This window comes from Caulobacter vibrioides (assembly GCF_002858865.1).
Classification (GTDB): Bacteria; Pseudomonadota; Alphaproteobacteria; order Caulobacterales; family Caulobacteraceae; genus Caulobacter; species Caulobacter vibrioides.
Genome location: NZ_PJRR01000008.1, coordinates 104850 through 129486, shown reverse-complemented (window position 1 = coordinate 129486; position 24637 = coordinate 104850). Strand labels below are relative to the sequence as shown.

Below are 24637 nucleotides of genomic sequence, written 5' to 3'. Positions count from 1 at the left end.
GGGCGGTGTCAGCCCACGAAGGCCGTCGAGCGAGCGCGGGCAGTGGCGAGCGCACCGGTCGCGCCGAAATAGGCGCAGCCCGCTAGCAGGACGATGGTCGTCACCACGCTGGCCTCGGGGCCGAACGCGCCGCCGGTCAGCCACCAGGGGGCGCTGTCCTTCGGGGCGAGGTCGATCACCAGGCTCTGCACGGCCATCCGACCGCCGCTGACCTCAAGGCCAAAGCCGACGCCCAGCAGCCAGTTCCAGGCGGTGTGCCAGGCGCAGACGCCCCAGAGCGAGCCTTCCTTGATCGCGTAGAGGCTGATCATCACGCCGAACAGGATCAGGTTGACCAGGGCCAAGGCCAGTTCCTTCGACGGCGCGATATTGCCCCCGTGCAGGATGGCGAACAGCACGCTGTTTATGACGATGGCGATGACCAAGCCGTGGCGTGAGGCCACAAGTTGCATCAGCCAGCCGCGCATCAGGAGCTCCTCTGTGCCGCCTTGGATCACGAAACCGGCGAACAGGGCCAGGATCGGCAGGAACAGCATCGGCGAGGGCGCGGTCCACACGCCGAACCCTTCGATACGGTAGCCGCCGGTCGCCCAGATCAGGCCGATGACGCTGAGCAGGAAGCCACACCCGACCAGCAGGCCCCGCGTGTATCGTCCAACAAATTCACCGTTGAGGCCCAGCACCAAGGGCGAGCGGCGCTCGAACAGCCAGACCCAGGCCAGCAGCAGCAACGCGGAAAAGCCAAAGCCGGCCAGCTGGATCGCCATCGGCAGCCACTGGCTTTCGAGATCGACCTGATGGAAGCCCATCGGCATCAGGACGCCGAGGACCGTGGCCAGCTGGCCCACGACGAAGAAGACGATGATCAGCGGAACAGCCGCCGCCGTCCACGTGCGACGGTGCCTGGGCGCTCTTGGCCCGTAGAGTTCGACGGTCTTCAAGGTGAGCCCCCGCTCTTCCGAAATCCGCCGCATGTCGTCGGCGATCGCCCGACGCTCGTCGCGCAGAACCGCCTGCCTGGGAACTTAATTATCGCTCATGAAGCTCCTGCAGGCCGCGCCGAGGCCTAGATCGCGAGGTCGATGCGGATCGCCGCCCGGTCGCCGGCCGTGACGCCGGTGCGCTGACGAACCTGGGCCTTCAGGGGCAGGAGGAAGCTTCCGGATCGCGCGTCGGGAAACACCGAGGTGTCCCAATTCACGCCCGCGAGGTGCGCGCGCACCCGGAGGGAGCCAAAGCCGGCGCGCGGGCCATGCAAGGCGCGCAGACCCTCGGCGACCTCGATGGGGAGGGTGGCGAAAAACCATCCGCTCGCGCCGCTGGATCGCCAGATTTCGGCTTCGAAGTCATAACGCATGTCGTTCTTCCGCAGACCGGCGGAAGATGGAGGGCGGCGCGTCGAAGCTTGTCAGCATCCGGCGCGCCGCCGCCCCGCTTAGTCGATCTTGACGAACGGCGTGCCGCCGCTGGTCACCTTGGGCATCTCGCCGTTCCACTTTTCGATGGCCAGTTGCTGCAGGACCTGCGGGTTGGCGCGCAGGGCCTCGCCCTTGATGCGGATGGCCTCGGCCTCACCGCGCGCCTTGGCGACGGCGGCGTTGGCCAGAGCGGTTTCCTTGGCTTCGAGCGCCTTGGCCGCCAGGGCCTCCTGCTCCAGCTGGGTCTTGGCCTGCATCTGCTGGATGATCGCCTGCGGGTAGCGGATCGAGCCGATCCAGTCGAGCTGGCTGATATTCACCCCGTGGCGGGCCCATTTGCTGGAGACCCGGGCGTAGGCCTTCTGGATCACCATCTGGCGGCCGCCGCTGTAGAGCGTCTCGACCCCGACCTTTTCGGCCTCGGCGGCGACGGCCGAGCGCACGTCGTTGCGAATCGGGCCGTCCAGCAACTGGTCGAACGACAGGCGGTAGGTCTGGTAGAGGCTCGGGGCCGAGGCCGGATTGACCTGCAGCGTCACCGAGATGTCCGCCGTCATCGGCAGGCCGGTGTTGTCCGAGAAGGTGATCTCTTCGTTCTCGTTGCCGCGCTCATCGGCTTCGCGGGTGTAGCCATAGGTGCGCTGGATCACCGGATACTGGATGATCCGCTCACCGATGCCGCGCAGGTACCAGCGGGCGGGCAGGGGCTCGGGGTCGACACCGGCCGACGCGCCCAGGGTGCGGATCTTCACGCCGACATTGCCCGGCTCGACCGTCGAGCTCTGGGTGACGACGACGCAGGAGCTCAGCAGCAGCAGCACGACGCCGACGCTGATGGCGACCGCTTGCTTGCCCTTGCTCTGGAAGGGCGATTTGAACGGGGGCTTGTTGCCGGAAGGGATGGCGAATGGGCTCTCGGGCATGCGGGGGTCCTCGCGCTAGATTTGTTTCGGATGGTAGAGCGGGAAGCGCGGCCGTGCGCAAGCGGCGTCTCCCACATGGCCGCGAAATCCGCTATCTTGTCACGATATGCCAACTTCACCTGGAAACCGGTCACGATGAAGCTCACGCGCGCCGATCGGAAGATTCTTCAGATCCTTCAGGAGGACGGCAAGATCTCCAACGTCGATCTGGCCGAACGGGTGGGGCTGTCGCCCAGCCCCTGCCTGCGGCGGGTAAAGCAACTGGAGGCCTCGGGTCTGATCCGTGGCTATGTGGCGCTTCTTGACCGCCGCAAGGCCAAGCTGGACGTGCTGGCCTATGTCGAGGTGCAGGTCGACCGGCACAGCGAGGAGGCGGCCGAGGCCTTCCAACAGGCCGTGCTGCGCGAGCCGGAGGTCGTCGGCTGCTACGCCATGACGGGCGGCTACGACTATCTGCTGCGGGTGGTGGTGCCCAGCCTGGACGCCTATGCCGACTTCACCATGAAGCGTCTTCTGAAGATGCCGGCCGTCAAGGACGTCCGCTCCTCGTTCGTGCTCGACACCATCAAGGATCAGACGGCGCTGCCGCTTGATTATGTCGCCTGATCACTTACTGCGCTAATTGATCCAGATCATTGGCATATCGTGACCGTTATGGCCTGGCGCGTGGTCATAATCGCCACGTTCTGTCTCGGCTTTCGCGATAAGCTGCCGCTCCCATCTCGTTGGAGCGCGGCCGCATGCTGGTTCTCGATCGCAAGCCCCTGACGCCCGCCTGGGCCTCGCCGATGCGCCAGGCGCTGGAAGGCGTGCAAGGCTACAAGGCCGGCATGACCCTGGCCGAGGCCGCCCGTCGCACGGGCCTGAGCGCCTTCTCCAAGCTGGCCAGCAACGAGAACCTCCTGGGCCCCAGCCCCAAGGTCGCCGAGGCGGTGATGGCCGCGATGGCCGAGCCGCACATCTATCCCGATCCACACAGCGACGTGCTGCGCGCGGCGATCGCCGCGCGTCTCGGCGTCTCGCCGGCGCGCGTGGTGGTCTCGCCGGGGTCCGAGGCGCTGATCGACTATGTGTTCCGTGCGGTGCTGCACCCGGGCGACTCGATCCTGCTGTCCAGCCCGACCTTCCCGACCTATGAGATCTTCGGTCGCTGCGCCGAGGCGCGGATCATCGACGTGCCGCGTCTGGCGAATTTCGACATCGACGTCCCGGCCGTCTGCGCCGCTGCGGCGCTGGGCCCCAAGCTCCTGGTGCTGTGCACGCCCAACAACCCGACGGGCAATGCGCTGAAGGCGGCCGATTTCCAGGCGATCCTCGCCGCGACGCCGCGCTCGACCGTCGTGTTCGTCGACGAGGCCTATCGCGAGTATCACGAGGCCTTCGACACCTTCGCCATGCTGGACGCCTGGGGCGGCCCGTGGGTGTCGGCCCGCACCTTCTCCAAGGCCTATGGCCTGGCTGGCCTGCGCATGGGCTATGGCGTCGCGTCTTCGCCCGAGCTGGTCGACTATCTGGACCGCATCCGCCCGCCCTTCAACGTCACCGCCGTCAGCCAGGCCGCCGCCCTGGCCGCCTGGGAAGACCAGGACTATCTGAAGCGCACCGTCGACCTGACCATCGCCGAACGCGGCCGGGTCGAGGCGGTGCTGGACGATATGGGCGTCGAGCACACCGAAAGCCACGCCAACTTCGTGTTCTTGCGCTCGCCGGCGGGTCCCGAAGCCACCGCCGCGCATTTGTTGCACCAGGGGCTCATCATCCGGCCGACGCCCGTCGCCGGCGGCTGGGTCCGGATCACCATCGGCCGCCCGGCCGACAACGACGCCCTGATCGCCGCCCTGCCGGCGGCCCTTTCGCTCTAAGCACACACGGAGACGCCCGCATGACCCTCGTCACCGACCAGAACCCGCTGGGCCTCGACGGCTTCGAGTTCGTCGAGTTCACCAGCCCCGATCCGGCGGCCATGAAGGCCCTGATCGAGCAACTGGGCTTCGTCGCCGCCAGCAAGCACCCGACCAAGGCCGCGACCCGCTACAAGCAGGGCCGCGTGAACCTGATCGTCAATGAAGAGACGACCGGTCAGGTCGCCGACTTCCGCGCCGACCACGGCCCGTCGGCCAACGGCATGGCCTTCCGCGTCGAGAACGCCGAGCAAGCCTATGCGGACGCCGTCAAGCGCGGCGCCAAGCCGGCCGACGCCTCGCGTTCGCTGCTGGGCGCGGACGCCAAGGTGCTGGAAGGCATCGGCGGTAGCTTGCTCTATCTCGTCGACCGCTATGGCGATGCGGGCACGATCTATGACGCCTGGGAGCAGGTTCCGGGCGCGGCCCTGGCCGAAGCCAAGAACAATGTCGGCCTCGATCTGCTCGACCACCTGACCCACAACGTCAAGCGTGGCCAGATGCGCACTTGGTCGACCTTCTACAACCAGATCTTCGGCTTCGAAGAGCAGAAGTACTTCGACATCAAGGGCCAGGCGACGGGCCTGTTCAGCCAGGCGATGATCGCGCCCGACAAGGCCATCCGCATCCCGCTGAACGAGAGCCAGGACGACAAGAGTCAGATCGAAGAGTTCATCCGCCAGTACAACGGCGAGGGCATCCAGCACCTGGCGATGACGACGGACAACATCTACGAGACCGTCGAGAAGCTGCGCGCGCGGGGCGTGAAGCTGCAGGACACCATCGAGACCTATTACGAGCTGGTCGACAAGCGCGTCCCCGGCCACGGCGAGGACCTGGAGCGCCTGCGCAAGAACCGCATCCTGATCGACGGCGCCGTCGGCGAGGAAGGCCTGCTGCTGCAGATCTTCACCGAGAATCTGTTTGGTCCGATCTTCTTCGAGATCATCCAGCGCAAGGGCAATGAAGGCTTCGGCAACGGCAACTTCCAGGCCCTGTTCGAGAGCATCGAACTGGACCAGATCCGCCGCGGCGTGATCACGTTGGATGCGTAAGGCTGAGGCCTCAAAATACCTTTCGGTGTCATCCCGGCCGAAGCGTAGCGTAGAGCCGGGACCCAGGGGCGGCGCGCATAGCGTTCCGTCACCCCCTGGGTCCCGGATCGCCCTTTTCAGGGCGTCCGGGATGACACGGGAAAAGTGCTGAACAAGGCACGGGAACGCACATGGACCTCCGCTACCAAACCGGCTTCGGCTCCTATTTCGAAACCGAGGCGCATCCCGGCGCTCTGCCGGTCGGACGCAATTCGCCGCAGAAGGTTCCGTTCGGCCTCTATGCCGAGCAGTTGTCGGGCTCGGCCTTCACCGCGCCGCGTCACGAGAACCGTCGCACCTGGCTCTACCGCCTGCGGCCCAGCGCCGGCCACGAGGCCTATCAGCCCTATGCGCAGGACAAGCTGGTCTCGGCCTTTCCAGGGCCAGCCACGCCCAACCGCCTGCGCTGGAGCCCGCTGGAGATTCCCGCCGCGCCGACCGACTTCGTCGACGGCCTGGTGAGCCTGGCGGGCAACGCCGACGCCGCCACGCTGGGCGGCATCGCCGCGCACGTCTATCTGGTCAACGTCTCGATGAAGAACCGGGTGTTCTACAACGCCGACGGCGAGATGCTGATCGTGCCGCAGATGGGCGAGCTGACCCTGGTCACCGAGATGGGCGTGCTGAAGGCCGGCCCCGGCCACATCGCGGTGATCCCGCGCGGCGTGCGTTTCCGGGTCGAGGTCGAAGGGCCCGCGCGCGGCTATGTCTGCGAGAACTACGGCGCGGCCTTCCGCCTGCCCGAGCTGGGGCCCATCGGCGCCAACGGCCTGGCCAATCCGCGTGACTTCGAAGCGCCGGTCGCGGCCTTCGAGGATATCGATACGCCCACGCAAGTGATCCAGAAGTTCCAGGGCGCGCTGTGGGCCGCGACCTGGGATCACAGCCCCCTGGACGTGGTGGCCTGGCACGGCAATCTGACGCCGTATCGCTATGACCTATCGCGGTTCAACACGATCAACACGGTCAGCTATGACCACCCTGATCCGTCGATCTTTACGGTCCTGACCTCGCCCAGCGACACGCCGGGGACGGCTAACTGCGACTTCGTGATCTTCCCGCCGCGCTGGATGGTCGCCGAGGACACGTTCCGTCCGCCGTGGTTCCACCGCAACGTGATGAGCGAGTTCATGGGCCTGATCCACGGCGCCTATGACGCCAAGGAGGGCGGTTTCGTCCCCGGCGGCGCGTCTTTGCACAACTGCATGAGCGATCACGGCCCCGACGTCGCCAGCCACAAGAAGGCGACCGAGGCGGTCCTGGCCCCGCACAAGATCGACGGGACCATGGCCTTTATGTTCGAGAGCCGCTGGGTGTTCCGCCCGACGCATCTCGCCTTGGAGTCCGCAGCCCTGCAGTCCGACTACGACGCCTGCTGGACCGGCTTCCCCAAGGCCCGCCTGTCCTGACCCAAATCCTGCTTGCGATCTCCCGTAAGGACGCGCGCTGGCCTCGATCCGGCTTGCGCGCGCTTCGGCGATGTGGGGGGATGGCTGAAAATCTGAAGTCCTGGAGGAAAACCGAATGAAGCTGGCGTCTCTCAAGGGTGGTCGCGACGGCCGTCTGGTGGTGGTCTCCAACGACCTGGCCTGGTTCACCGACGCCGGGACGATCGCGCCGACCCTGCAGGCCGCGCTCGACAACTGGGAGCGCTGCGGGCCGATGCTGGCGGGCCTGGCCGAGAGCCTCGAGCACGGCGCGGTGCCCAAGGAGCGCTTCCACGAGCATGAGGCGCTGAGCCCGCTGCCGCGCGCCTATCAGTGGGTGGACGGCTCGGCCTATGTGAACCACGTGCAGCTGGTGCGCAAAGCGCGCGGCGCCGAGATGCCCGAGAGCTTCTGGACCGATCCCTTGATGTACCAGGGCGCGTCGGACGGCTTCCTGGCCCCGCGCGATCCGATTCCGCTGGCCGACGCCAGCTGGGGCTGCGACCTTGAGGGCGAGGTAGCGGTGATCGTCGATGACGTGCCGCTGGGCGCCACCCGCGAGGAGGCCCTGGCCGCCATTCGCCTGGTGATGCTGTGCAACGACGTGTCCTTGCGCAACCTGATCCCGGGCGAGCTGGCCAAGGGCTTCGGCTTCCTGCAGTCCAAGCCCGCCAGCGCCTTCTCGCCGGTCGCGGTGTCGCCCGACGCCCTGGGCGAGGCCTGGAAGGACGGCAAGTTGCACGGGGCGCTGCTGGTCGAGCTGGACGGCAAGGATTTCGGCCGCGCCGACGCCGGCGTCGACATGACCTTCGACTTCGGCACGCTCGTGGCCCACGCCGCCAAGACCCGCAGCCTTTGCGCCGGCACCATCGTCGGCTCGGGCACGGTCAGCAACCGCGACGCCGACGGCGGCCCCGGCAAGCCGATCAGCGAGGGCGGCCTTGGCTATTCGTGCCTCGCCGAGGTGCGCACCGTCGAGACCATCCTGCACGGCGCGCCCAAGACGCCGTTCCTGCTGGGCGGCGACACGATCCGCATCGAGATGAAGGACGCCAAGGGCCACTCGATCTTCGGCGCCATCGAGCAGACGGTCGAACGCATTTGACGGACGAGACCGCGCCCGCGGCAGTTGGGCGGATCTGGGAGACGCGGGCCGGGATCAATCTTGGCCCGCTGGACCTGATCCCTGACGGCGGCGCGCGCAACTACGTGCTGCAGATCGGCGAGGCGCGCTTCCACGGCTTCGTGGTGCGCCGGGGCGAGGCGGTGTTCGGCTATGTCGACCGCTGCCCGCACGCCGGCCTGCCGCTGGCCCAGGAGCTGGACCGCTACCTGACGCCGGACGGCGGGCTGATCCTGTGTTCCTGGCACGGGGCGGTGTTCAAGGTCGAGGACGGCGCCTGCGTCGGCGGTCCTTGCACTGGCGCGCGGCTCAAGCCTTGGCCGGTCGAAGCGAGGGAAGGGCGGGTTGTAACGGCCTAGGGGGCTTCTAGCTTGCGGCATGCAGACGCCGCGAGCGAGCATGCGCTGGATGCGCCGATGTCGGCCTTTTCCGCATCCTTGGGCGGCCCCACCTTCGACTCGGTTTCCCCTTCGCCGAAAACCGCGCTATGCAGCGGCCGACTTCCGGCCGCTCGCCGGACCGGTACGCAAGACTTGAGACGCTCATGCCCAGCTTGAACGAGATCCGCAGCACCTTCCTCGACTACTTCGGCAAGGCCGATCACGCCGTGACGCCGTCGGCGCCGCTGGTGCCGCAGAACGATCCGACGCTGCTGTTCGTCAACGCCGGCATGGTGCCGTTCAAGAACGTGTTCACCGGCGCCGAGACCCCGGCCCATCCGCGCGCGGCCAGCTCGCAAAAGTGCGTCCGCGCCGGCGGCAAGCACAACGACCTGGACAATGTCGGCTACACCGCCCGCCACCACACCTTCTTCGAGATGCTGGGCAACTTCTCGTTCGGCGACTACTTCAAGGAACAGGCGATCCAACACGCCTGGACCCTGCTGACCGGCGAGTTCAAGCTGCCCAAGGACAAGCTGCTGGTCACGGTCTACCACACCGACGACGAGGCGGCCGACCTGTGGAAGAAGATCGCCGGCCTGTCCGACGACCGCATCATCCGCATCCCCACCAGCGACAACTTCTGGTCCATGGGCGACACCGGCCCGTGCGGCCCGTGCTCGGAAATCTTCTTCGACCACGGCCCCCACATCGCGGGCGGCCCTCCCGGCAGCCCCGATGAAGACGGCGACCGCTTCATCGAGATCTGGAACCTGGTGTTCATGCAGTTCGAGCAGCTGGCCGGCGGTGAGCGCATCAGCCTGCCCAAGCCCTCGATCGACACCGGTATGGGCCTGGAGCGGATCGCCGCCGTGCTGCAGGGCCAGCACGACAACTACGACATCGACCTCTTCAAGGCCCTGATCGCCGCCAGCGTCGATCTGACCGGCGTCAAGGCCGAGGGCGCCCAGGCGCCGTCGCACCGCGTGATCGCCGACCACCTGCGTTCGTCCTCGTTCCTGCTGGCCGATGGTGTGTCGCCGTCGAACGAAGGCCGCGGCTACGTCCTGCGCCGGATCATGCGCCGCGCCATGCGTCACGCCTATCTGCTGGGCGCCAGCGAGCCCCTGATGCACCGTCTGGCCCCCACCCTGGTGGCCGAGATGGGGCAGGCCTATCCGGAACTGCGCCGCGCCGAGGCCTTGATCGTCGAGACCCTGCGCCAGGAAGAAGAGCGCTTCCGCACCACGCTGGGTCGCGGCATGGGGCTCTTGGACGAGGCGACCGCCAACCTGGCCGCCGGCGGCGTGCTGGACGGCGAGACCGCCTTCAAGCTCTACGACACCTATGGCTTCCCGCTGGACCTGACCCAGGACGCCGTGCGCGCCAAGGGCCTGACGGTCGACACCGACGCCTTCGACGCGGCCATGCAGAAGCAGCGCGAGATGGCGCGCGCCAACTGGGCGGGCTCTGGCCAGCAAGGCGCGGCGGCCGCCTGGTTCTCGATCAAGGAAAAGGCCGGCGCCACCGACTTCGTCGGCTATGAGACCACCGAGACCACCGGCGTGGTGAAGGCCATCGTCGTCGACGGCGCCGAGGTCGAGAGCGCTTCGGCCGGTCAGACCGTCGAGGTGCTGCTGGACCGCACCAGCTTCTACGCCGAGAGCGGCGGCCAGGCCGGCGACACCGGCGTGATCGAGGCTCATGGCCGCGAGAGCCGCGTGCTCGACACCCAGAAGCAGGCCGGCGAGCTGCACGTCCACCGCGTCGAACTGGCGAGCGACCTGAAGGTCGGCGACCAGGTCGTCGCCAGCGTCGACGCCGACCGTCGTCACACCACCCGCTCGAACCACTCGGCCGCCCACCTGGTGCACGCCGCCCTGCACCACGTGCTGGGCCCGCACGTCGCCCAGAAGGGCCAGATGGTCGATGGCGAGCGCATGCGGTTCGACTTCAGCCACGGCGGTCCGTTGACGGCTGAGGAGCTCGACCGCATCGAGGCCGAGGTCAACGAGGTCATCCGCCAGAACGTCCCCGCCGAGACCAAGGAAATGGCCCCGCAGGAGGCCATCGAGGCCGGCGCCGTGGCGCTGTTCGGCGAAAAGTACGGCGACAGCGTCCGCGTCCTGACGCTCGGCAAGTCTCTGGCCGATGAAGCCAAGGCCTATTCGGTCGAACTGTGCGGCGGCACCCACGTCGCCCGCACCGGCGACATCGCCCTGTTCAAGATCGTCTCCGAGCAAGGCGTCGCCGCCGGCGTGCGCCGCATCGAGGCCCTGACCGGCGAGGCGGCCCGCCGCTTCCTGCTGGACCAGGCGGGCGTCGCCAAGGCGCTGGCCGACCAGTTCAAGACCCCGGTCGCCGAAGTCGCCACCCGCGTCGACGCCCTGATCGCCGACCGCAAACGTCTCGAGAAGGAGCTGGCCGAGGCCAAGAAGCAGCTGGCCCTGGGCGGCGGCGGCGCGGCCTCGGGTCCCGAAGACGTCAATGGCACCGCCCTGATCGCCCGCGTCCTGGACGGCGTCGGCGGCAAGGAACTGCGCGGCGTGGCCGAGGAGTTCAAGAAGCAGCTGACCAGCGGCGTCGTGGCTCTGGTCGGTACGTCTGACGGCAAGGCCGCCGTCACGGTGGCGGTCACCGCCGACCTGACGGGCAAGTTCAGCGCCGCCGACCTGGCCAAGGCCGCCGTGATCGCCATGGGCGGGCAGGGCGCGGGCGGCAAGGCCGACTTCGCCCAGGGCGGCGCGCCGGATGACAGCAAGGCCGAAGAGGGCCTGGCGGCCGTCAAGGCGGCGCTGGCGGGCTAGGGCTCGAAGCGCTCACGCTGAACAACAAGGCCCACCCTCCGTCGCGGAGCGGTGGGCTTTTTTGTCGGCGGCTTTGACGGGGATGTTGATGGCGTCGGGGGCGCGGTCCTCGCCCTTCGACAGGCTCAGGGTGAGGACGACTGTTGGCGTAGGTTCGCATAAAATCCTCATCCTGAGCTTGTCGAAGGACGAGGATTTCCATCCGCATCGAGCGCCTAGAATCGGTAAGAACACGGCCGACTCGTCTCCCGCCAAAACCGCACGATCAGTCAGGTCCGCGACAACCGAGGGCCTTAGGTCTGTCTACGCCAAGGAGGTGCGGATGAACCAGGACGTCGCCAACAACTATCACGCCAGGATGCGCCGGGTGCTCGATCATATCGACGCGCACCTGGACGAGGACCTGAGCGTCGAGGTCCTGGCGGCGGTCGCGGCTTTCTCGCGTCACCATTTTCAGCGTCAGTTCTCGGGCCTCTACGGGATCGGCGTCGCCGCCTACGTCCAGTTGGCGCGAATGAAGCGGGCGTCTTATCGCCTGGCCTTTCGCGAGCGGGACGGCGTGCTGGGGATCGCGCTCGACAGCGGCTACGAGGGGCCCGAAGCGTTCAGTCGCGCCTTTCGCCGGCTGTTCGAGCAGAGCCCTTCATCGTTCCGTCGAGCGCCGCGCTGGGAGCCTTGGCATGCGGCGCAGTCGCCGCTGGTTCAAGCCAGGAGACAGACCATGACCTTCACCGACGACGATGTCCGAATCGTCGACTTTCCCGATACCCCCGTCGCCGTTATGCGGCACGAGGGTGATCCGGCTCTGCTGGGCGATACGATCCGCCGGTTCATCGCCTGGCGCAGGGCGGCCGGCCTACCGCCGCGTGTGAGCGCGACGTTCAACGTTTTTCATGATGATCCGGACGACACGCCAGCCGAGCAGTATCGGCTGGACCTGTGCGCGGCGACCGCGCGCGTAGCGTCCAACCCAGACGGGGTTACGTCGGGCGTGATCCCGGGCGGCCCGTGCGCCGTGCTGCGCCAGATCGGCTCCAGCGACGACCTGCGCGCCGCCTCTCGGTTCCTCTACGGCGAATGGCTGCCGCGCAGCGGACGCGAGCCGCGCGACGCGCCGTTTTTCGCCCAGCGGGTCAGCTTCTTTCCGGACGTTCCAGAACACGAGGCGGTGACGGATCTGTTCCTGCCGCTCTCGCCCAGGACCTGACAGAAGGCGTCCGCCAGAACGCGGCGGACGCCGTCCACCTCAGCCCTTGAAGAACGCCGAAAGCTTGTTGCCGTCGGGATCGCGCACATAGGCCAGGTAGTAGCCTTCGCCATAAGTGGGACGCAGACCCGGTGGGCCGGCGCAGACCCCGCCGTGGGCCAGGGCGGCGGCGTGGAAGGCGTCAACCTGCTGGGGCGAGTCGGCCTTCAGGCCGATCATGATGCCGTTGCCCGCCTTGGCGGGTTCGCCGTTCTCGGGCGAGCAGATCATCACCGTGGCGTGCTCCGGGTCCGGCCCATAACCGATCCAGTCGCCTTGTCGCCAAAGCCGCTGATTGCCAAGCGCGCCCAGGGCCGCGTCATAGAAGGCGCCGGCCCGGTCGGGGTCGCTGGCGCCGATGGTGATGTAGCTGATCATCAGGGTGTCCTCCTGCCGAGGACCTTAGCGGCCTAGCTGACACGGGCTGTCAGCAGGATCGGCACCAGCGACAGCGAGACGATGGCGAGGGCGGTTGTCAGCGCCACGATCCGCGCCGCGCCGCGCGGCCACACGCCATAGGCGCGGGTCTGGATGAAGACGTTCACCGCCGTCGGCGCGGCCGCCACCAGGGTCGCGCCGGCGCGGAACTCGGCGGGGGCCGGGGTCAGGCCGATCGCCAGCCAGACCAGCAGCGGGAACGCCAAGAGCTTGGCCAGAGCCGCCAGAACAACGGGCCCGGCGCGAGGGCCGGGCTCGTCCTCGGTCTGAGGAAGACCCAGCGCCGCGCCAAGCGCCACAAGCCCCACCGGGCTGCCCGAGGCGGCGGCCAGGCCGATGGCGCGATCCAGGGGCTGGGGCAGGGCGAGATTCAGCAGCGCCAGCAGCAGGCCCAGCAGCGCAGCGATGACGACCGGGTTCTGAAAGGCCTGCGCCATCGCACGCCACACCGAGCGTCCGGCGGCCCAACCCAGAAGGCCGACGCCCGCCGCCGCCAGGACGACGAAGTCGGCCGCGATCGCGCCGGCCACCAGGCGCGCGGTCTCGGCGCCCAGGACGGCGGCGGTGACGGGGACGGCGAGGAAGGCGCTGTTGCCCACGCCGGCGGCCATCGCGGCCCCGGCCCGCTCAGGACGGCTCCAGCCCAGCGCGCGACCGCCGGCGACCAGGCTCGCCATCACCGCCAGCCCGACGGCCGCATAGGCTGCAAGTCCCGACCACAACTCGGGGCCTGGCCGGCCCAGGCGCGACAGCGAATGGATCAGCAGAGCCGGGAAGCCCACCCAATAGACATAGGCCGACAGGCCCTGGGTCATCCGCGCGTCGAGCAGGCGCAGCCGGCTGAGGGCGACGCCTGCGGCTACGAGCAGAAAGAACGGCCAGACGCGGGCGGCGACGTCGAGGACGAGCACGATCCGTCGATCAGCCCTGGCGCTCGTCGCCCGGCAGGCGGATGTGCACGAGCTTCCAGGTGAACAGCGCCTTGCGCTCGAAGGTGAAGATCGTGACCTTGCGGGTGGCGTCCGGGCGCTTGACCGAGATGCGCACGCGGTTGGGATCCCAATAGGCGATGCCGGGATAGGGGCCGCGCAGGGTGTCGCGGATCTGGCCCTTGAGGCTCTCGTCGCGGGCGGAGGCGGGCGGCGCCTTGCCGGGCGCATAGCCGCGCGTCAGGGCAGAAACGCCGGCCACGGTCAGGTAGCGGTCGACCTTGGGCTCGGGCGGCGCGATCGGCTCGATGGCCTTCTTGAAGACGCTCATCGGATCTCGCCACAGGGACGGGGCCTCGGGCTTGGCGGCCGGCGCGTCGACGACCAGCTGCGCGGTCAGGCTGCGGCGCACGGAGGGGAAGTCGACCAGCTCGCCGATCGCCTGCACGTCCTCGTACTGGGCGGCGGCCTTCAGGGCGCGGAAGGCGAACCACGGCGCGGTCGCGAAAGCGGTGGCGAACACGAAGATCGCCAGAACGATCAGGTCCCAGATCCGCTTCTGCAGAGTCATGCCACGCCCCCGAATGGTTAACGCCGGATAGATCAGGTCTCGGCCCGGCTCGCAAGACCGCTCGCGCGTCAGGGGCGCCTGAGGCGCGGCCAAGAAAAACGCCCCGGAGGCGGACCTCCGGGGCGTTTCGCTCACGGGCTATGAGCCCAGAGGCTTTAGGCCATGGCCTTCTTCAGGTTCTCGTCGATCTTGTCGAGGAAGCCTTCGGTGGTCAGCCAGCCTTGCTTGTCGCCGACCAGCAGGGCCAGGTCCTTGGTCATGTAGCCGCTCTCGACGGTGTCGATGCAGACCTTCTCCAGGGTGGCGGCGAAGTTGGCCAGGTCCTGGTTGTCGTCCAGCTTGGCGCGGTGGGCCAGGCCACGCGTCCAGGCGAAGATCGAGGCGATCGAGTTGGTCGAGGTGCTCTCGCCCTTCTGATGCTGGCGATAGTGACGGGTCACCGTGCCGTGGGCGGCTTCGGCTTCCACCGTCTTGCCGTCCGGCGTCATCAGCACCGAGGTCATCAGGCCCAGCGACCCGAAGCCCTGGGCGACGATGTCCGACTGGACGTCGCCGTCGTAGTTCTTACAGGCCCAGACGTAGCCGCCCGACCACTTCAGGGCCGAGGCGACCATGTCATCGATCAGACGGTGCTCGTAGTGGATGCCGGCGGCCTTGAACTTCTCGGCGTATTCGGCGTCGTAGATCTCCTGGAAGATGTCCTTGAAGCGGCCGTCATAGGCCTTGAGGATCGTGTTCTTCGTGGAGAGATAGACCGGATAGCCACGGTTCAGGCCGTAGGCGAACGAGGCGTGGGCAAAGTCGCGGATCGACTCGTCGAGATTGTACATCGCCATGGCGACGCCGGCGTCCGGAGCCTTGAACACTTCGTGCTCGATGGTCTGGCCGTCTTCGCCGACGAACTTGATCGACAGGGTGCCCTTGCCGGGGAACTTGAAGTCGGTCGCACGGTACTGGTCGCCGAAGGCGTGACGGCCGACGATGATCGGCTGGGTCCAGCCCGGCACCAGGCGCGGCACGTTCTGGCAGATGATCGGCTCGCGGAAGATGACGCCGCCCAGGATGTTGCGGATCGTGCCGTTCGGCGACTTCCACATCTTCTTGAGCTTGAACTCTTCGACGCGCTGCTCATCGGGCGTGATGGTCGCGCACTTGACGGCCACGCCGTGCTTCTTGGTCGCGTTGGCCGCGTCGATGGTCACCTGGTCGTCGGTGGCGTCGCGGTTCTCGACCGACAGGTCGTAATAGTCCAGTTCCAGGTCCAGGTACGGGAAGATCAGCTTGTCCTTGATGAGCTTCCAGATGATGCGGGTCATTTCATCGCCGTCCATGTCGACGACGGGATTGGCGACTTTGATCTTGGCCATTGCGGGGATGTTCCTCTGGCGGTGGCGCGCCTGCGGCGTTCTGGCGCACAGGGCCAGCACGCGGCGCGGACCGGGAGGCTATAGACTGTTGCGTCGCGGGGGAAAAGCCGAACGGTGCGACGCCGCTGTTAACTTCAGCGTTCCGGTATCCGGTTTTTGGTGAAGAGGTCCGGGGCGGGCCAGGGAGCAGGCTTGGACAAAGGTTCGGGTGCGATCGCCGGAGTGACCGCGCCGCTGGCGCGGCGGCTGCTGACCACGGTGGCGATCCTGTCGATCGCCGTGACCAGCGTCGCCACGGCGGCGGCCTTCATCTTTGTGCGCGAAAGCGCCGCCGACACCCAGACGCGGCATCTGGCCGAATATGTCGGTGAGCGGGTCAAGACTGAGGACCGGCTGTTCTCCGATCTGGTGAAGGTTCACGACGCGGCCAGCGAGTCGCTGACCCGACGTCTTGATCACACGGCCAATGAGCCGATGGGGGCGGAGTTTCAGCGCCTCTATCCCGAAAAGGGAGACGGAACCCGGCGTTCGGAGCCGAAGCTTTACGACGGCGTCCGCACCGGCGGCCACTACACCCATGGCCTTGGCGCCTATCTGCGCGATGCTGCGACGATAAGCCCGCCGGAACAGGCCCTGTTCGTCGCGGCCGCCGATGTGGTGGCGACCACGGGCGAGGCGCAGATCCGCCACTACGACAACTTCTATTTCTTCACGCCGCAGACGCGTCTGGTGATGTTCGGGCCGCTTCGCCAGGACCGGCTTCAGTACTACCGGCGTGACGCGCCCAACACGCTGGACATCTCCAAGGAGGAAATGACCACCCTGACCCTGCCGGAGAACAATCCGGAGCGGGTCATGAAGTGCACCAAGCTGCGCCGGCTGATCTCCGACCCCAGCGGCCGGGGGCTCAACGCGGCCTGCATGACGCCCTTCTACTACAAGGGTCAGTTCATGGGCGCGTTCGGCACCAGCCTGTCGCTCGACTCCTACCTCCTGCGCGCCGTCGCCGACGCCTTGCCGGGCGGATCCAACATGATCGTCGCCGATGACGGCGAGGTCGTGGCCGCGCAAGGCCTCCAGCGGAACGGCTTTGTCGACGCGGACCTGCTGCGTCGGTTCGAGGCTGAGAACGAACTCAAGAACCTGATCGCCAGCATACGTGCGGAGAAGCGCGACGTGGGGGCGGTGCTGTCGCCCGACGGCGATCGCCTGGTGGCCTATGGCCGCCTGGTGGAGCCGGGTTGGTGGTTTCTGATGAGCTTTCCATCCAGCGACATCGTCTGGTCGTCGCTGAAGACCGCCTCTTGGGTGCTGCTGTTCGGCTTCTTCGGCGTCCTGTTGCAGGTGCTGCTGCTCTACCGCCTGACCCACCAGATGGTCGCCGCCCCGCTGGAAGCCCTGGCCGACGCCCAGCAGCAGGGGGACCCCGCCGCCGCGCGTCCGTTCGAGGCGCGGCCTGACGAGATCGGGTCCCTGGCCCGGGCGCTGCGTCGACAGCGTGAGCGCAACGAGGAACTGCTCCGCTCGCTGGAGCAGCGGGTGGCCGTGCGCACCGCCGAGCTTGAGCGAGCCAACCAGGCCAAGTCGGTGTTCCTGGCCAACATGTCCCACGAGCTGCGCACGCCGCTGAACGGCGTCATCGCCATCGGCGATCGCCTGGCCGAGGAGGAAGACCCCCAGGCGCGCCGCGAACTGGCCTCTCTCGTAACCTCGTCGGGCCGTTTGCTGGAGCAGGTTCTCGGCGACATCCTTGATGTCTCCAAGATCGAGGCCGGCCAGTTCCAGCTGAGTCCCGCGCCGTTCGACCTGGTGCAACTGGTGCGGAGCATGGCCGAGTTGCACGCTGCGGCGGCCAAGGCCAAGCAGCTGTCGCTCCGCTGGTCGGTGTCGCCCGACGCCGAAGGGGCCTATGACGGCGATGCGGGACGGATCAGCCAGATCCTGTCGAACCTGCTGGCCAATGCGGTGAAGTTCACGGCGAAGGGCGAGGTTTCGCTGGAGGTCGACCGCCAGGGCGAGGCGCTTCGCTTCGTGGTTCGCGACACGGGCGTGGGCTTCGACGACGCCGTGCGCGATCGCCTGTTCAAGCGCTTCGTTCAGGCCGATCAGTCGATCACCCGCCAGTTCGGCGGCACGGGCCTTGGCCTGTCGATCTGCGCGGCCCTGGCCGAGATGATGCAGGGATCGATCAGCGCCGACGCCGTGCCTGGGCAGGGCGCGCGCTTCGAGGTCGTCCTGCCGCTCCCGCGCTGCGCCGAGGTCGCCGATGTGGCGGTCGAAGAGGATCGCGAGATCTCGCTGGAAGGCATGCGGGTGCTGGTGGCCGAGGACCACCCCACCAACCGCAAGGTCGTCGAGATCGTGCTGGAGCCGTTCGGGGTGGACCTCACCATGGTCGAGGACGGTCAGGCGGCTCTGGACGCGCTGGAGCAGGGGCGCTTCGACGCCGTGCTGATGGACATGCAGATGCCGGTGATGGATGGCCTGTCGGCCACCCGCGCGATCCGCGCGCGGGAGAAGGCGTCCGGCGCGTGGCCGATCCTCGTCGTCATGCTGACCGCCAACGCGATGGAGGAGCACGTCGCCGCCGCGCGATCTGCGGGCGCCGACCTGCACCTGGCCAAGCCGCTGCATCCGGCCCAGTTGCTGGAGGCGCTGGCGCGAGCGCATCGCTAGAAGCGCTTGCATCCAGCCGCCGGTCGACGGCAAAGGACGCTCATGACCGACGCCCCCGCCAAGCCCGTTCCGCCCTGCGTGATCCTCAACGAGCCCCAACTGGCCGAGAACATCGGCTCGGTGGCCCGGGTCATGGCCAATTTCGGCCTGTCGGACTTGCGTTTGGTTCGGCCTCGCGATGGCTGGCCTCAGGAGCGCGCGTGGGCCAGCGCCTCGGGCGCGCACTGGCCGCTGGACGACGCCAAGGTGTTCGACACGCTCGAGGCGGCGATCGCTGACCTGAAGCTGGTCTACGCCACCACCGCGCGGCCGCGTGAGACGCGCCTGCCGGTCTACACGCCGCGTGAAAGCGCCGGCCACCTGGCCGAAGAGGTGGCCCAGGGGCGCGCCGTCGGCCTGCTGTTCGGCGGCGAGCGGGCCGGCTTGGAGACCCATGACATCGCCCTGTGCCAAGCCATCGTCTCGATCCCGATCGACGAGCGCTTCCGCTCGCTGAACCTGGCCCAGGCGGTGTCGATCAACGCCTACGAATGGAAGATGACCCAGGACGACCGTCCCTGGCGCAAGTTCGAGCAGAACGTCGAGGAGCCCGCCGATCAGGCCGCGCTGCTGGGTCTCTATGGGCACCTGGAGGACGAGCTTGAGAAGGCCGGCTTCTACCATCCGCCCGAGAAGAAGCCGTCGATGGTCCGCAACCTGCGGGCGCCCTTGGCGCGCGCGCGTCTGAGCGACCAGGAGGTCCGCACCTTCCGGGGCGTGATCACCGCGCTCAGCAAGGGGCGTGGCCGGGTGCTGGCCAAGCTCGCCGAGAAGGCCAAGAAAGAGGCTCCTTAAGGGCGCGCCGCCTCGCGGATTTTGACCTCGATCATCCGCGCGCGGTCTTTCCGGGCGCACCGTCAGGCTCGTGATCCAGCAAGGAGCCTGCCATGAACCCCGACGCCATCACCCTGGTCGTTGTCGCCGACGGCCGCCGCGCGCGACTGCTGGAGCAGCGTCGCATCGACGGACCGCTGCATGACCGCCCCGAGTGGCTTGCGGACGTCAAGGAGCACCACGACCACGGCGCGCCCAGCCACATCACCCACAGCGGCGACGCTCACGACCGCGCCGAAAAGGCGTTTCTGAACAATATCGCCAAGCGCGTTGATGCGGTGATCTCGCACAACAGCATCGACCAGGTGATCCTGATCGCGCCGCCGCGCGCCCTGGGCCACCTGCGCGAGGCTCTGTCGCCCGCCGCCGCCAAGAAGGTGACCGGCTCGGACGCCCACGACCGGGTGGACGCCACGATCATCACCCTGGAAACCGCCGTCCACGCCGCGCGCTTCTCGCACGCCGCCTGAACCCAAACAGCGTCGCACGGCGCTTGCGCCGTGCGACGTCCCGCGTTCAACTGCTCTCAAACAAATGTTGGGGAGGGCGGAATGAACCGTCGGGAATGGCTGGCCATGGCCGGCGCGCTGGGCCTTTCGCCCGCGCTTGTGTCGGCCGTCCAGGCCGCCGAGGGCGACGCCAAGGCGGCGCGGGAGGCCTATCTCTACGCCCTGCCGCTGATCGAGATGGCCACGACGCGGGCGCGGCTGCTGAAAAACCCCGGCGCGGCGATCAACGCCCTGGCCCATACCCGGACCCTGTCGGACCACAAGGCCCGCTGGGTGACCACGCCCAATAATGACACGCTGTACTCGTCGGCCTTCCTGGACCTGACCAAGGGGCCCGTCACCCTGACCATCCCGTCGCTGGGCCAGCGCTACTATTCGGTGGCGGTGATGGACATGTTCACCAACAACAACGTCGTGCTGAGCACCCGCACCGTCGGGGGCGAGGGTGGGACCTTCACCCTGGTCGGGCCTGGGCAGGCGTCGAGCGGGCCCAATCCCACGCGGATCGCGACGCCGCATGCCTGGCTCCTGATCCGGGCCCTGACCGACGGCGGCGAGGATCTGGTGGCCGCCCACAAGGCGCAGGACGGCTTCAGCCTCAAGGGACCGGCGGGGGCGCCTGTCGCCGCCTACGCCACGCGCGACGCCAAGCCCGCCGACTACTTCGCCACGGCGCGCGCGCTGCTGGCCAGCAATCCGGCCCCGCCGACCGACCTGCGGATCCTCAAGCGCACCGCCGCCTTCCTGGGCGCGGGCCCCTTTGATGAGGCCGCTGCGGCGACGGGGGTCCAGCAGGCGCGGATGATCACCCTTCTGGCCCAGGGGCGGCAGACCTTCATCAACGGCTGGTCGTCTCCACGCGCCAATCTGGGCGACTATGGCCAGGACTATGTCTATCGGGCCATCGTCGCCCTGCAGGGGCTGGGCGCGCTGCCGGTGGCCGAGGCCATGTACTTGAAAGCCGCGGGCGACGATGGCTCTGGAACCTTCGCGGGCGAGGGCCTCTATCGCCTGACCCTACCGGCGCAATTGCCGCTGGACGGCTTCTGGTCGCTGTCGATGTACGAGGCGACGGCCGACGGCCAGTTCTTCTTCACCGACAACCCGATCCATCGCTACACGATCGGCGACCGCACAAAGGGCCTTCAGCGCAATGCCGACGGGTCGTTGGACATCTGGATCGGCCGCAGTGATCCGGGCGGCGACAAGACGGCCAACTGGCTGCCCGCGCCCACGGCAGGTCCCTTCGCCCTCTATCTTCGCGCCTATCTGCCCAAGGCCGAGATGCTGGACGGGCGCTTCCGGTTTCCCGCGATCGTCAAGGTCTAACCCTGGCCGCTCAGAGCCTCTTCCAGGTGCTCGACCAGCAGTCGGACCTTGGCCGGCAGAAGCCGCAGGTGCGGATAGACGGCCCATACGCCCTCGTCCGCAGGCCGGTTGGCTTCGAGCAGCGGAACCAGGCGGCCGTCGCTGATGGCCGCGTCGACATAGAAGTTCGGCAACTGGCAAACGCCCAATCCCAGGAGTGCGGCGTCCAGCACCGCCTGGCCGCTGTTGCAGCGCCAGCGTCCTTGCGGCTTGAAGGCGATCTCGCGTTCGCCGTCGCGGAACGGCCAGGTATCCGCCGCCCCCAGGATGCAGACGTGACCCGCAAGGTCGGCGATCGAGCGCGGCGTCCCCGCCCGGGTCAGGTAGGACGGGGCCGCGCACAGACGCCGGGTGCGCGAGGCCAGGCGCTTGGCGATCAGGCGACTGTCGGTCAGCCGACCAAAACGGATCGCCAGGTCGAAGCCTTCGCTGACGATGTCGCGCACCGCGTCGTCGAGGTCGATCTCGAGGGCCAGCTTGGGGTGGGACAGCATGAAGCGGTTCACCGCCGGAACCACGAAGCGCTCGCCATAGGCCGTCGAGCAGGTCATCCGCAGCAGGCCGCGCGGATCGCCGTCGTCCTCGCCGACCGAGGCCAGGGCCTCGTCGCGCTCGGCGATCAGCCGTCGCGCCCTGGCCAGAAATGCACGCCCGGCGTCGGTCAGGCTGACCCGGCGCGTGGTGCGGTAGAGCAGGCGGGTCTGCAACCGCTCCTCCAGCGTGGCGACGGCGCGGCTGACGCCGGAGGTCGACAGTCCCAGCCTCCGCGCGGCGCGCGAGAAGCTCTCCGCCTCGGCCGTCGCCACGAATTCGTCGATCCCGTCCCAGCGGCTCATGTCGGACAGGTGCGCTGACTATCCCGCTATTGCAACAATGTTTTGCGTCGTGCGGGATTATCGACAAGGCCGCACAGGCGTACCAAGATCGCCGAAACACCCTGAGGGAGACATCTCGATGAAGACCCGCGCCGCTGTTGCGTTCGAGGCCAAGAAGCCGCTGGAGATCGTCGAGGTCGACCTGGAAGGCCCCAAGGCCGGCGAGGTGATGGTCGAGATCAAGGCCACCGGCGTCTGTCACACCGACGCCTACACTCTGGACGGCTTCGACAGCGAGGGCATCTTCCCCTCGATCCTGGGCCACGAGGGCGCGGGCGTGGTGGTCGAGGTCGGGGCGGGCGTGACCAGCGTGGCGGTCGGCGATCACGTGATCCCGCTCTACACGCCCGAATGCCGCCAGTGCAAAAGCTGCCTGTCGGGCAAGACCAACCTGTGCACGGCGATCCGCGCGACCCAGGGCAAGGGCCTGATGCCGGACGGCACCAGCCGCTTCTCGTACAAGGGCCAGCCGATCTATCACTACATGGGCTGCTCGACCTTCTCGAACTACACGGTCCTGCCCGAGATCGCGGTCGCCAAGATCCGCCGCGACGCGCCGTTCAAGACCGCCTGCTATTGCGGGTGCGGCGTGACGACGGGCGTGGGCGCGGTGACCAACACCGCCAAGGTCGAGCCGGGCGCCAACGCCATCGTCTTTGGTCTGGGCGGCATCGGCCTGAACGTCATCCAGGGCCTGAAGCTGGTCGGCGCCAACATGATCGTCGGCGTCGACATCAATCCGGACCGCGAAGAGTGGGGCCGCAAGTTCGGCATGACCCACTTCGTCAACCCAAAGGACGTGTCGGGAGATCTCGTCGCGCACCTGGTGGCCCTCACCGACGGCGGCGCCGACTACACCTTCGACGCCACCGGCAATACGGGCGTCATGCGCACGGCGCTGGAAGCCTGCCACCGCGGCTGGGGCGAGAGCATCATCATCGGCGTGGCCGAGGCGGGCAAGGAAATCTCGACCCGTCCGTTCCAGCTGGTCACCGGCCGGGTCTGGAAGGGCACCGCCTTCGGCGGCGCGCGCGGCCGCACCGACACGCCCAAGATCGTCGACTGGTACATGGACGGCAAGATCCAGATCGACCCGATGATCACCCACGTCCTGCCGCTGGACGAGATCAACAAGGCGTTTGACCTGATGCACGCGGGCGAGAGCATCCGGACCGTGGTGACGTTCTAGGAACTTCCCCCTTCTCCCCTTGCGGGAGAAGGTGTCGCCGCAGGCGACGGATGAGGGGTTTCGCGGACGGTTCTGAGAGACCCCTCATCCGACCTGCTTCGCAGGCCACCTTCTCCCGCAAGGGGAGAAGGAACGATCGAGCAAGCCCATGACCGTCGAAACCCTCTCCACCCACCGCGTCCACGGCGGAACCCTCCGCTATTGCCGCCACGACAGCACCAGCACCGGCACGCCGATGAAGTTCACGGTGTGGGTTCCGGACGGGCAGGGCCCTTTCCCGTACCTCGTCTGGCTGTCGGGCCTGACCTGCACCGAGGACAATTTCACGGTGAAGTCGGGGGTCTACGAACACGCGGCCAAGCACGGGATCGCGATCGTCGCGCCTGATACGTCTCCGCGCGGGGAAGGCGTCGCCGACGATCCGGCCTATGACCTGGGGCAGGGGGCGGGCTTCTATGTCGACGCCACCCAGGCGCCGTGGGCGCCGCACTTCATGATGCATTCCTACGTCACCGGCGATCTTCTGGCGGCCGTCGAGGGCGCCTTCCCGCTGGACGGCGCGCGCAAGGGGGTTTTCGGACACTCGATGGGCGGCCATGGCGCCCTGACCATCGCGCTCAAGCACCCCGAGCTCTTCAAGTCGGTCAGCGCGTTTTCGCCCATCGTCTCGCCGCTGAACTGCCCGTGGGGCGACAAGGCGCTGAGCGCCTATCTCGGACCCGACCGCGCCGCCTGGCGTCCCTACGACGCCTGCGCTCTGATCGAGGACGGCAGGGGCGCTGGGTTCGACGACATCCTGATCGACCAGGGCCTGGCCGACAGCTTCCTGGAAAACCAGCTGAAGCCGCAGCTGATCGAAGCCGCCGCCGCCAAGGCCGGCCGCAAGGTCACGGTCCGCCGACAGGACGGCTATGACCACAGCTACTTCTTCATCTCGACCTTCATCGGCGATCACCTGGCGTTTCACGCTCAAAGGCTGTGACCCCGGGGCGGCATTGAGAGGGTATGGCGATATGCTATGCTCGTCTCATGGTCCCCGAGCCGTCCATCTTCGAGATTGACGCGGAAGCCGAAGAGGCCGCCGATGCGGAAGGCATGGCTGACATAGCAGCCGGCCGCGTTGTGCCCCACGAAGAGGTCTCCGCCTGGCTCGACACTTGGGGGACGCCCGAAGAAAAGCCCGCGCCCGAGACGTGGCGCAAGTAGTCTGGACTTGGCGTGCGCTGGCCGATCTGACGGCTATCCGCGACTATATTGGCCAATTCAGCCCGCTCGCGGCCCAGCGCATGGCTCTACGGCTCAAGACCGCTGCTGACAGCCTAGCGGAGCATCCCGAGCGCGGCCGCCTGGCAACAGCGACGCTCCGGGAGTTGGTCGTCGTTCCGCCCTATGTGATCCGCTACTATGTGGCTGACGATCTGGTGCATATCGTCCGCATCCGGCACGCCGCCCGGTTGTGACTTTTTCGTAATTCATCCTGGGTTCAGGCGGCGAGCGGTCCTCTCACGGTCAAGCTGACCAAA

24 protein-coding genes and 2 pseudogenes are annotated in these 24637 nt (G+C 67.7%); 18 read left to right on the top strand and 8 right to left on the bottom strand.

Annotation, left to right across the window (positions count from 1 at the left end; genetic code table 11):
* Positions 1–8: 8 nt before the first annotated feature.
* From CVUC_RS04730 to CVUC_RS04720, 3 genes are all read right to left on the bottom strand, one after another.
* Entirely contained in the window at positions 9–941 is a 933-nt protein-coding gene (locus CVUC_RS04730; protein ID WP_096033855.1) for a CPBP family intramembrane glutamic endopeptidase, read from the bottom strand.
* A 125-nt stretch (positions 942–1066) separates the two neighbouring features.
* A complete protein-coding gene (locus tag CVUC_RS04725) occupies positions 1067–1357 on the bottom strand; it encodes a DUF1905 domain-containing protein (protein WP_096033854.1) in 291 nt (96 codons plus the stop codon).
* Positions 1358–1435: 78 nt separating this feature from the next.
* Complete coding sequence (locus tag CVUC_RS04720) at positions 1436–2341, bottom strand: SPFH domain-containing protein (protein WP_096033853.1); 906 nt, start codon at positions 2339–2341, stop codon at positions 1436–1438.
* Positions 2342–2476: 135 nt separating this feature from the next.
* Between CVUC_RS04720 and CVUC_RS04715 the strand changes: the two genes are divergently transcribed.
* The 9 genes and pseudogenes from CVUC_RS04715 to CVUC_RS04675 all read left to right on the top strand — a co-directional run bounded on the left by CVUC_RS04715 (position 2477) and on the right by CVUC_RS04675 (position 12280).
* On the top strand, positions 2477–2947 hold the full coding sequence (locus tag CVUC_RS04715; RefSeq protein WP_012640520.1) for an Lrp/AsnC family transcriptional regulator: 471 nt from the start codon (positions 2477–2479) through the stop codon (positions 2945–2947).
* A 119-nt stretch (positions 2948–3066) separates the two neighbouring features.
* Positions 3067–4203 (top strand): histidinol-phosphate transaminase, encoded by a 1137-nt coding sequence (gene hisC / locus CVUC_RS04710; protein ID WP_096033852.1) that lies wholly within the window; start codon positions 3067–3069, stop codon positions 4201–4203.
* Between the two features lie 20 nt (positions 4204–4223).
* A complete protein-coding gene (gene hppD, locus CVUC_RS04705) occupies positions 4224–5297 on the top strand; it encodes a 4-hydroxyphenylpyruvate dioxygenase (protein WP_096033851.1) in 1074 nt (357 codons plus the stop codon).
* Positions 5298–5467: 170 nt separating this feature from the next.
* Positions 5468–6745 (top strand): homogentisate 1,2-dioxygenase, encoded by a 1278-nt coding sequence (hmgA, locus tag CVUC_RS04700; RefSeq protein ID WP_096033850.1) that lies wholly within the window; start codon positions 5468–5470, stop codon positions 6743–6745.
* A gap of 115 nt (positions 6746–6860) precedes the next feature.
* The gene (locus CVUC_RS04695) at positions 6861–7868 is read left to right on the top strand and encodes a fumarylacetoacetate hydrolase family protein (protein WP_096033849.1); all 1008 of its coding nucleotides are present in this window, start codon (positions 6861–6863) and stop codon (positions 7866–7868) included.
* A complete protein-coding gene (locus CVUC_RS04690; RefSeq protein ID WP_096033848.1) occupies positions 7865–8245 on the top strand; it encodes a Rieske (2Fe-2S) protein in 381 nt (126 codons plus the stop codon). Before CVUC_RS04695 ends, CVUC_RS04690 begins: the two co-directional genes overlap by 4 nt.
* A 185-nt stretch (positions 8246–8430) precedes the next feature.
* The gene (gene alaS, locus CVUC_RS04685; protein ID WP_096033847.1) at positions 8431–11073 is read left to right on the top strand and encodes an alanine--tRNA ligase; all 2643 of its coding nucleotides are present in this window, start codon (positions 8431–8433) and stop codon (positions 11071–11073) included.
* Positions 11074–11124: 51 nt separating this feature from the next.
* Positions 11125–11232, top strand: a pseudogene (locus CVUC_RS20785) (hypothetical protein); the annotation flags it as partial.
* 163 nt (positions 11233–11395) lie between these two features.
* Positions 11396–12280, top strand: a complete 885-nt coding sequence (locus CVUC_RS04675; protein ID WP_164468281.1) for an AraC family transcriptional regulator — start codon at positions 11396–11398, stop codon at positions 12278–12280.
* A gap of 39 nt (positions 12281–12319) precedes the next feature.
* On the opposite strand, the gene CVUC_RS04670 is transcribed toward CVUC_RS04675, so the two are convergent.
* The 4 genes from CVUC_RS04670 to CVUC_RS04655 form a co-directional block, all read right to left on the bottom strand.
* On the bottom strand, positions 12320–12697 hold the full coding sequence (locus tag CVUC_RS04670; protein ID WP_012640517.1) for a VOC family protein: 378 nt from the start codon (positions 12695–12697) through the stop codon (positions 12320–12322).
* A gap of 32 nt (positions 12698–12729) precedes the next feature.
* On the bottom strand, positions 12730–13668 hold the full coding sequence (locus CVUC_RS04665) for an AEC family transporter (RefSeq protein ID WP_096033845.1): 939 nt from the start codon (positions 13666–13668) through the stop codon (positions 12730–12732).
* A gap of 10 nt (positions 13669–13678) precedes the next feature.
* Complete coding sequence (locus CVUC_RS04660) at positions 13679–14257, bottom strand: DUF2939 domain-containing protein (RefSeq protein WP_012640516.1); 579 nt, start codon at positions 14255–14257, stop codon at positions 13679–13681.
* 155 nt (positions 14258–14412) lie between these two features.
* Positions 14413–15624, bottom strand: a complete 1212-nt coding sequence (locus CVUC_RS04655; protein WP_010920379.1) for an NADP-dependent isocitrate dehydrogenase — start codon at positions 15622–15624, stop codon at positions 14413–14415.
* Between the two features lie 156 nt (positions 15625–15780).
* Between CVUC_RS04655 and CVUC_RS04650 the strand changes: the two genes are divergently transcribed.
* The 4 genes from CVUC_RS04650 to CVUC_RS04635 all read left to right on the top strand — a co-directional run bounded on the left by CVUC_RS04650 (position 15781) and on the right by CVUC_RS04635 (position 21011).
* Positions 15781–18300, top strand: a complete 2520-nt coding sequence (locus tag CVUC_RS04650) for an ATP-binding protein (protein WP_096033843.1) — start codon at positions 15781–15783, stop codon at positions 18298–18300.
* A gap of 42 nt (positions 18301–18342) precedes the next feature.
* The gene (locus tag CVUC_RS04645) at positions 18343–19134 is read left to right on the top strand and encodes an RNA methyltransferase (RefSeq protein ID WP_096033842.1); all 792 of its coding nucleotides are present in this window, start codon (positions 18343–18345) and stop codon (positions 19132–19134) included.
* Between the two features lie 92 nt (positions 19135–19226).
* Positions 19227–19643, top strand: a complete 417-nt coding sequence (locus tag CVUC_RS04640; RefSeq protein ID WP_012640514.1) for a host attachment protein — start codon at positions 19227–19229, stop codon at positions 19641–19643.
* Between the two features lie 81 nt (positions 19644–19724).
* Complete coding sequence (locus CVUC_RS04635; protein ID WP_096033841.1) at positions 19725–21011, top strand: DUF1254 domain-containing protein; 1287 nt, start codon at positions 19725–19727, stop codon at positions 21009–21011.
* Here CVUC_RS04635 and CVUC_RS04630 read toward each other — a convergent pair.
* Positions 21008–21886: a LysR family transcriptional regulator gene (locus CVUC_RS04630; protein WP_096033840.1), complete on the bottom strand. Its 879-nt coding sequence runs from the start codon at positions 21884–21886 to the stop codon at positions 21008–21010. The two genes, CVUC_RS04635 and CVUC_RS04630, sit on opposite strands and share 4 nt — an antisense overlap.
* A gap of 118 nt (positions 21887–22004) precedes the next feature.
* Between CVUC_RS04630 and CVUC_RS04625 the strand changes: the two genes are divergently transcribed.
* The 5 genes and pseudogenes from CVUC_RS04625 (at position 22005) to CVUC_RS04610 (ending at position 24574) form a co-directional block, all read left to right on the top strand.
* Entirely contained in the window at positions 22005–23114 is a 1110-nt protein-coding gene (locus tag CVUC_RS04625) for an S-(hydroxymethyl)glutathione dehydrogenase/class III alcohol dehydrogenase (protein ID WP_096033839.1), read from the top strand.
* Between the two features lie 19 nt (positions 23115–23133).
* A pseudogene (locus CVUC_RS20290) lies at positions 23134–23246 on the top strand (hypothetical protein); the annotation flags it as partial.
* Between the two features lie 16 nt (positions 23247–23262).
* On the top strand, positions 23263–24096 hold the full coding sequence (gene fghA / locus CVUC_RS04620; RefSeq protein WP_096033838.1) for an S-formylglutathione hydrolase: 834 nt from the start codon (positions 23263–23265) through the stop codon (positions 24094–24096).
* Between the two features lie 47 nt (positions 24097–24143).
* Positions 24144–24320, top strand: a complete 177-nt coding sequence (locus CVUC_RS04615; RefSeq protein WP_024265819.1) for an antitoxin protein relB-2 — start codon at positions 24144–24146, stop codon at positions 24318–24320.
* A complete protein-coding gene (locus CVUC_RS04610; protein ID WP_096033836.1) occupies positions 24272–24574 on the top strand; it encodes a type II toxin-antitoxin system RelE/ParE family toxin in 303 nt (100 codons plus the stop codon). The genes CVUC_RS04615 and CVUC_RS04610 overlap by 49 nt, the downstream gene beginning before the upstream one ends.
* The last annotated feature ends 63 nt before the right edge of the window (positions 24575–24637 follow it).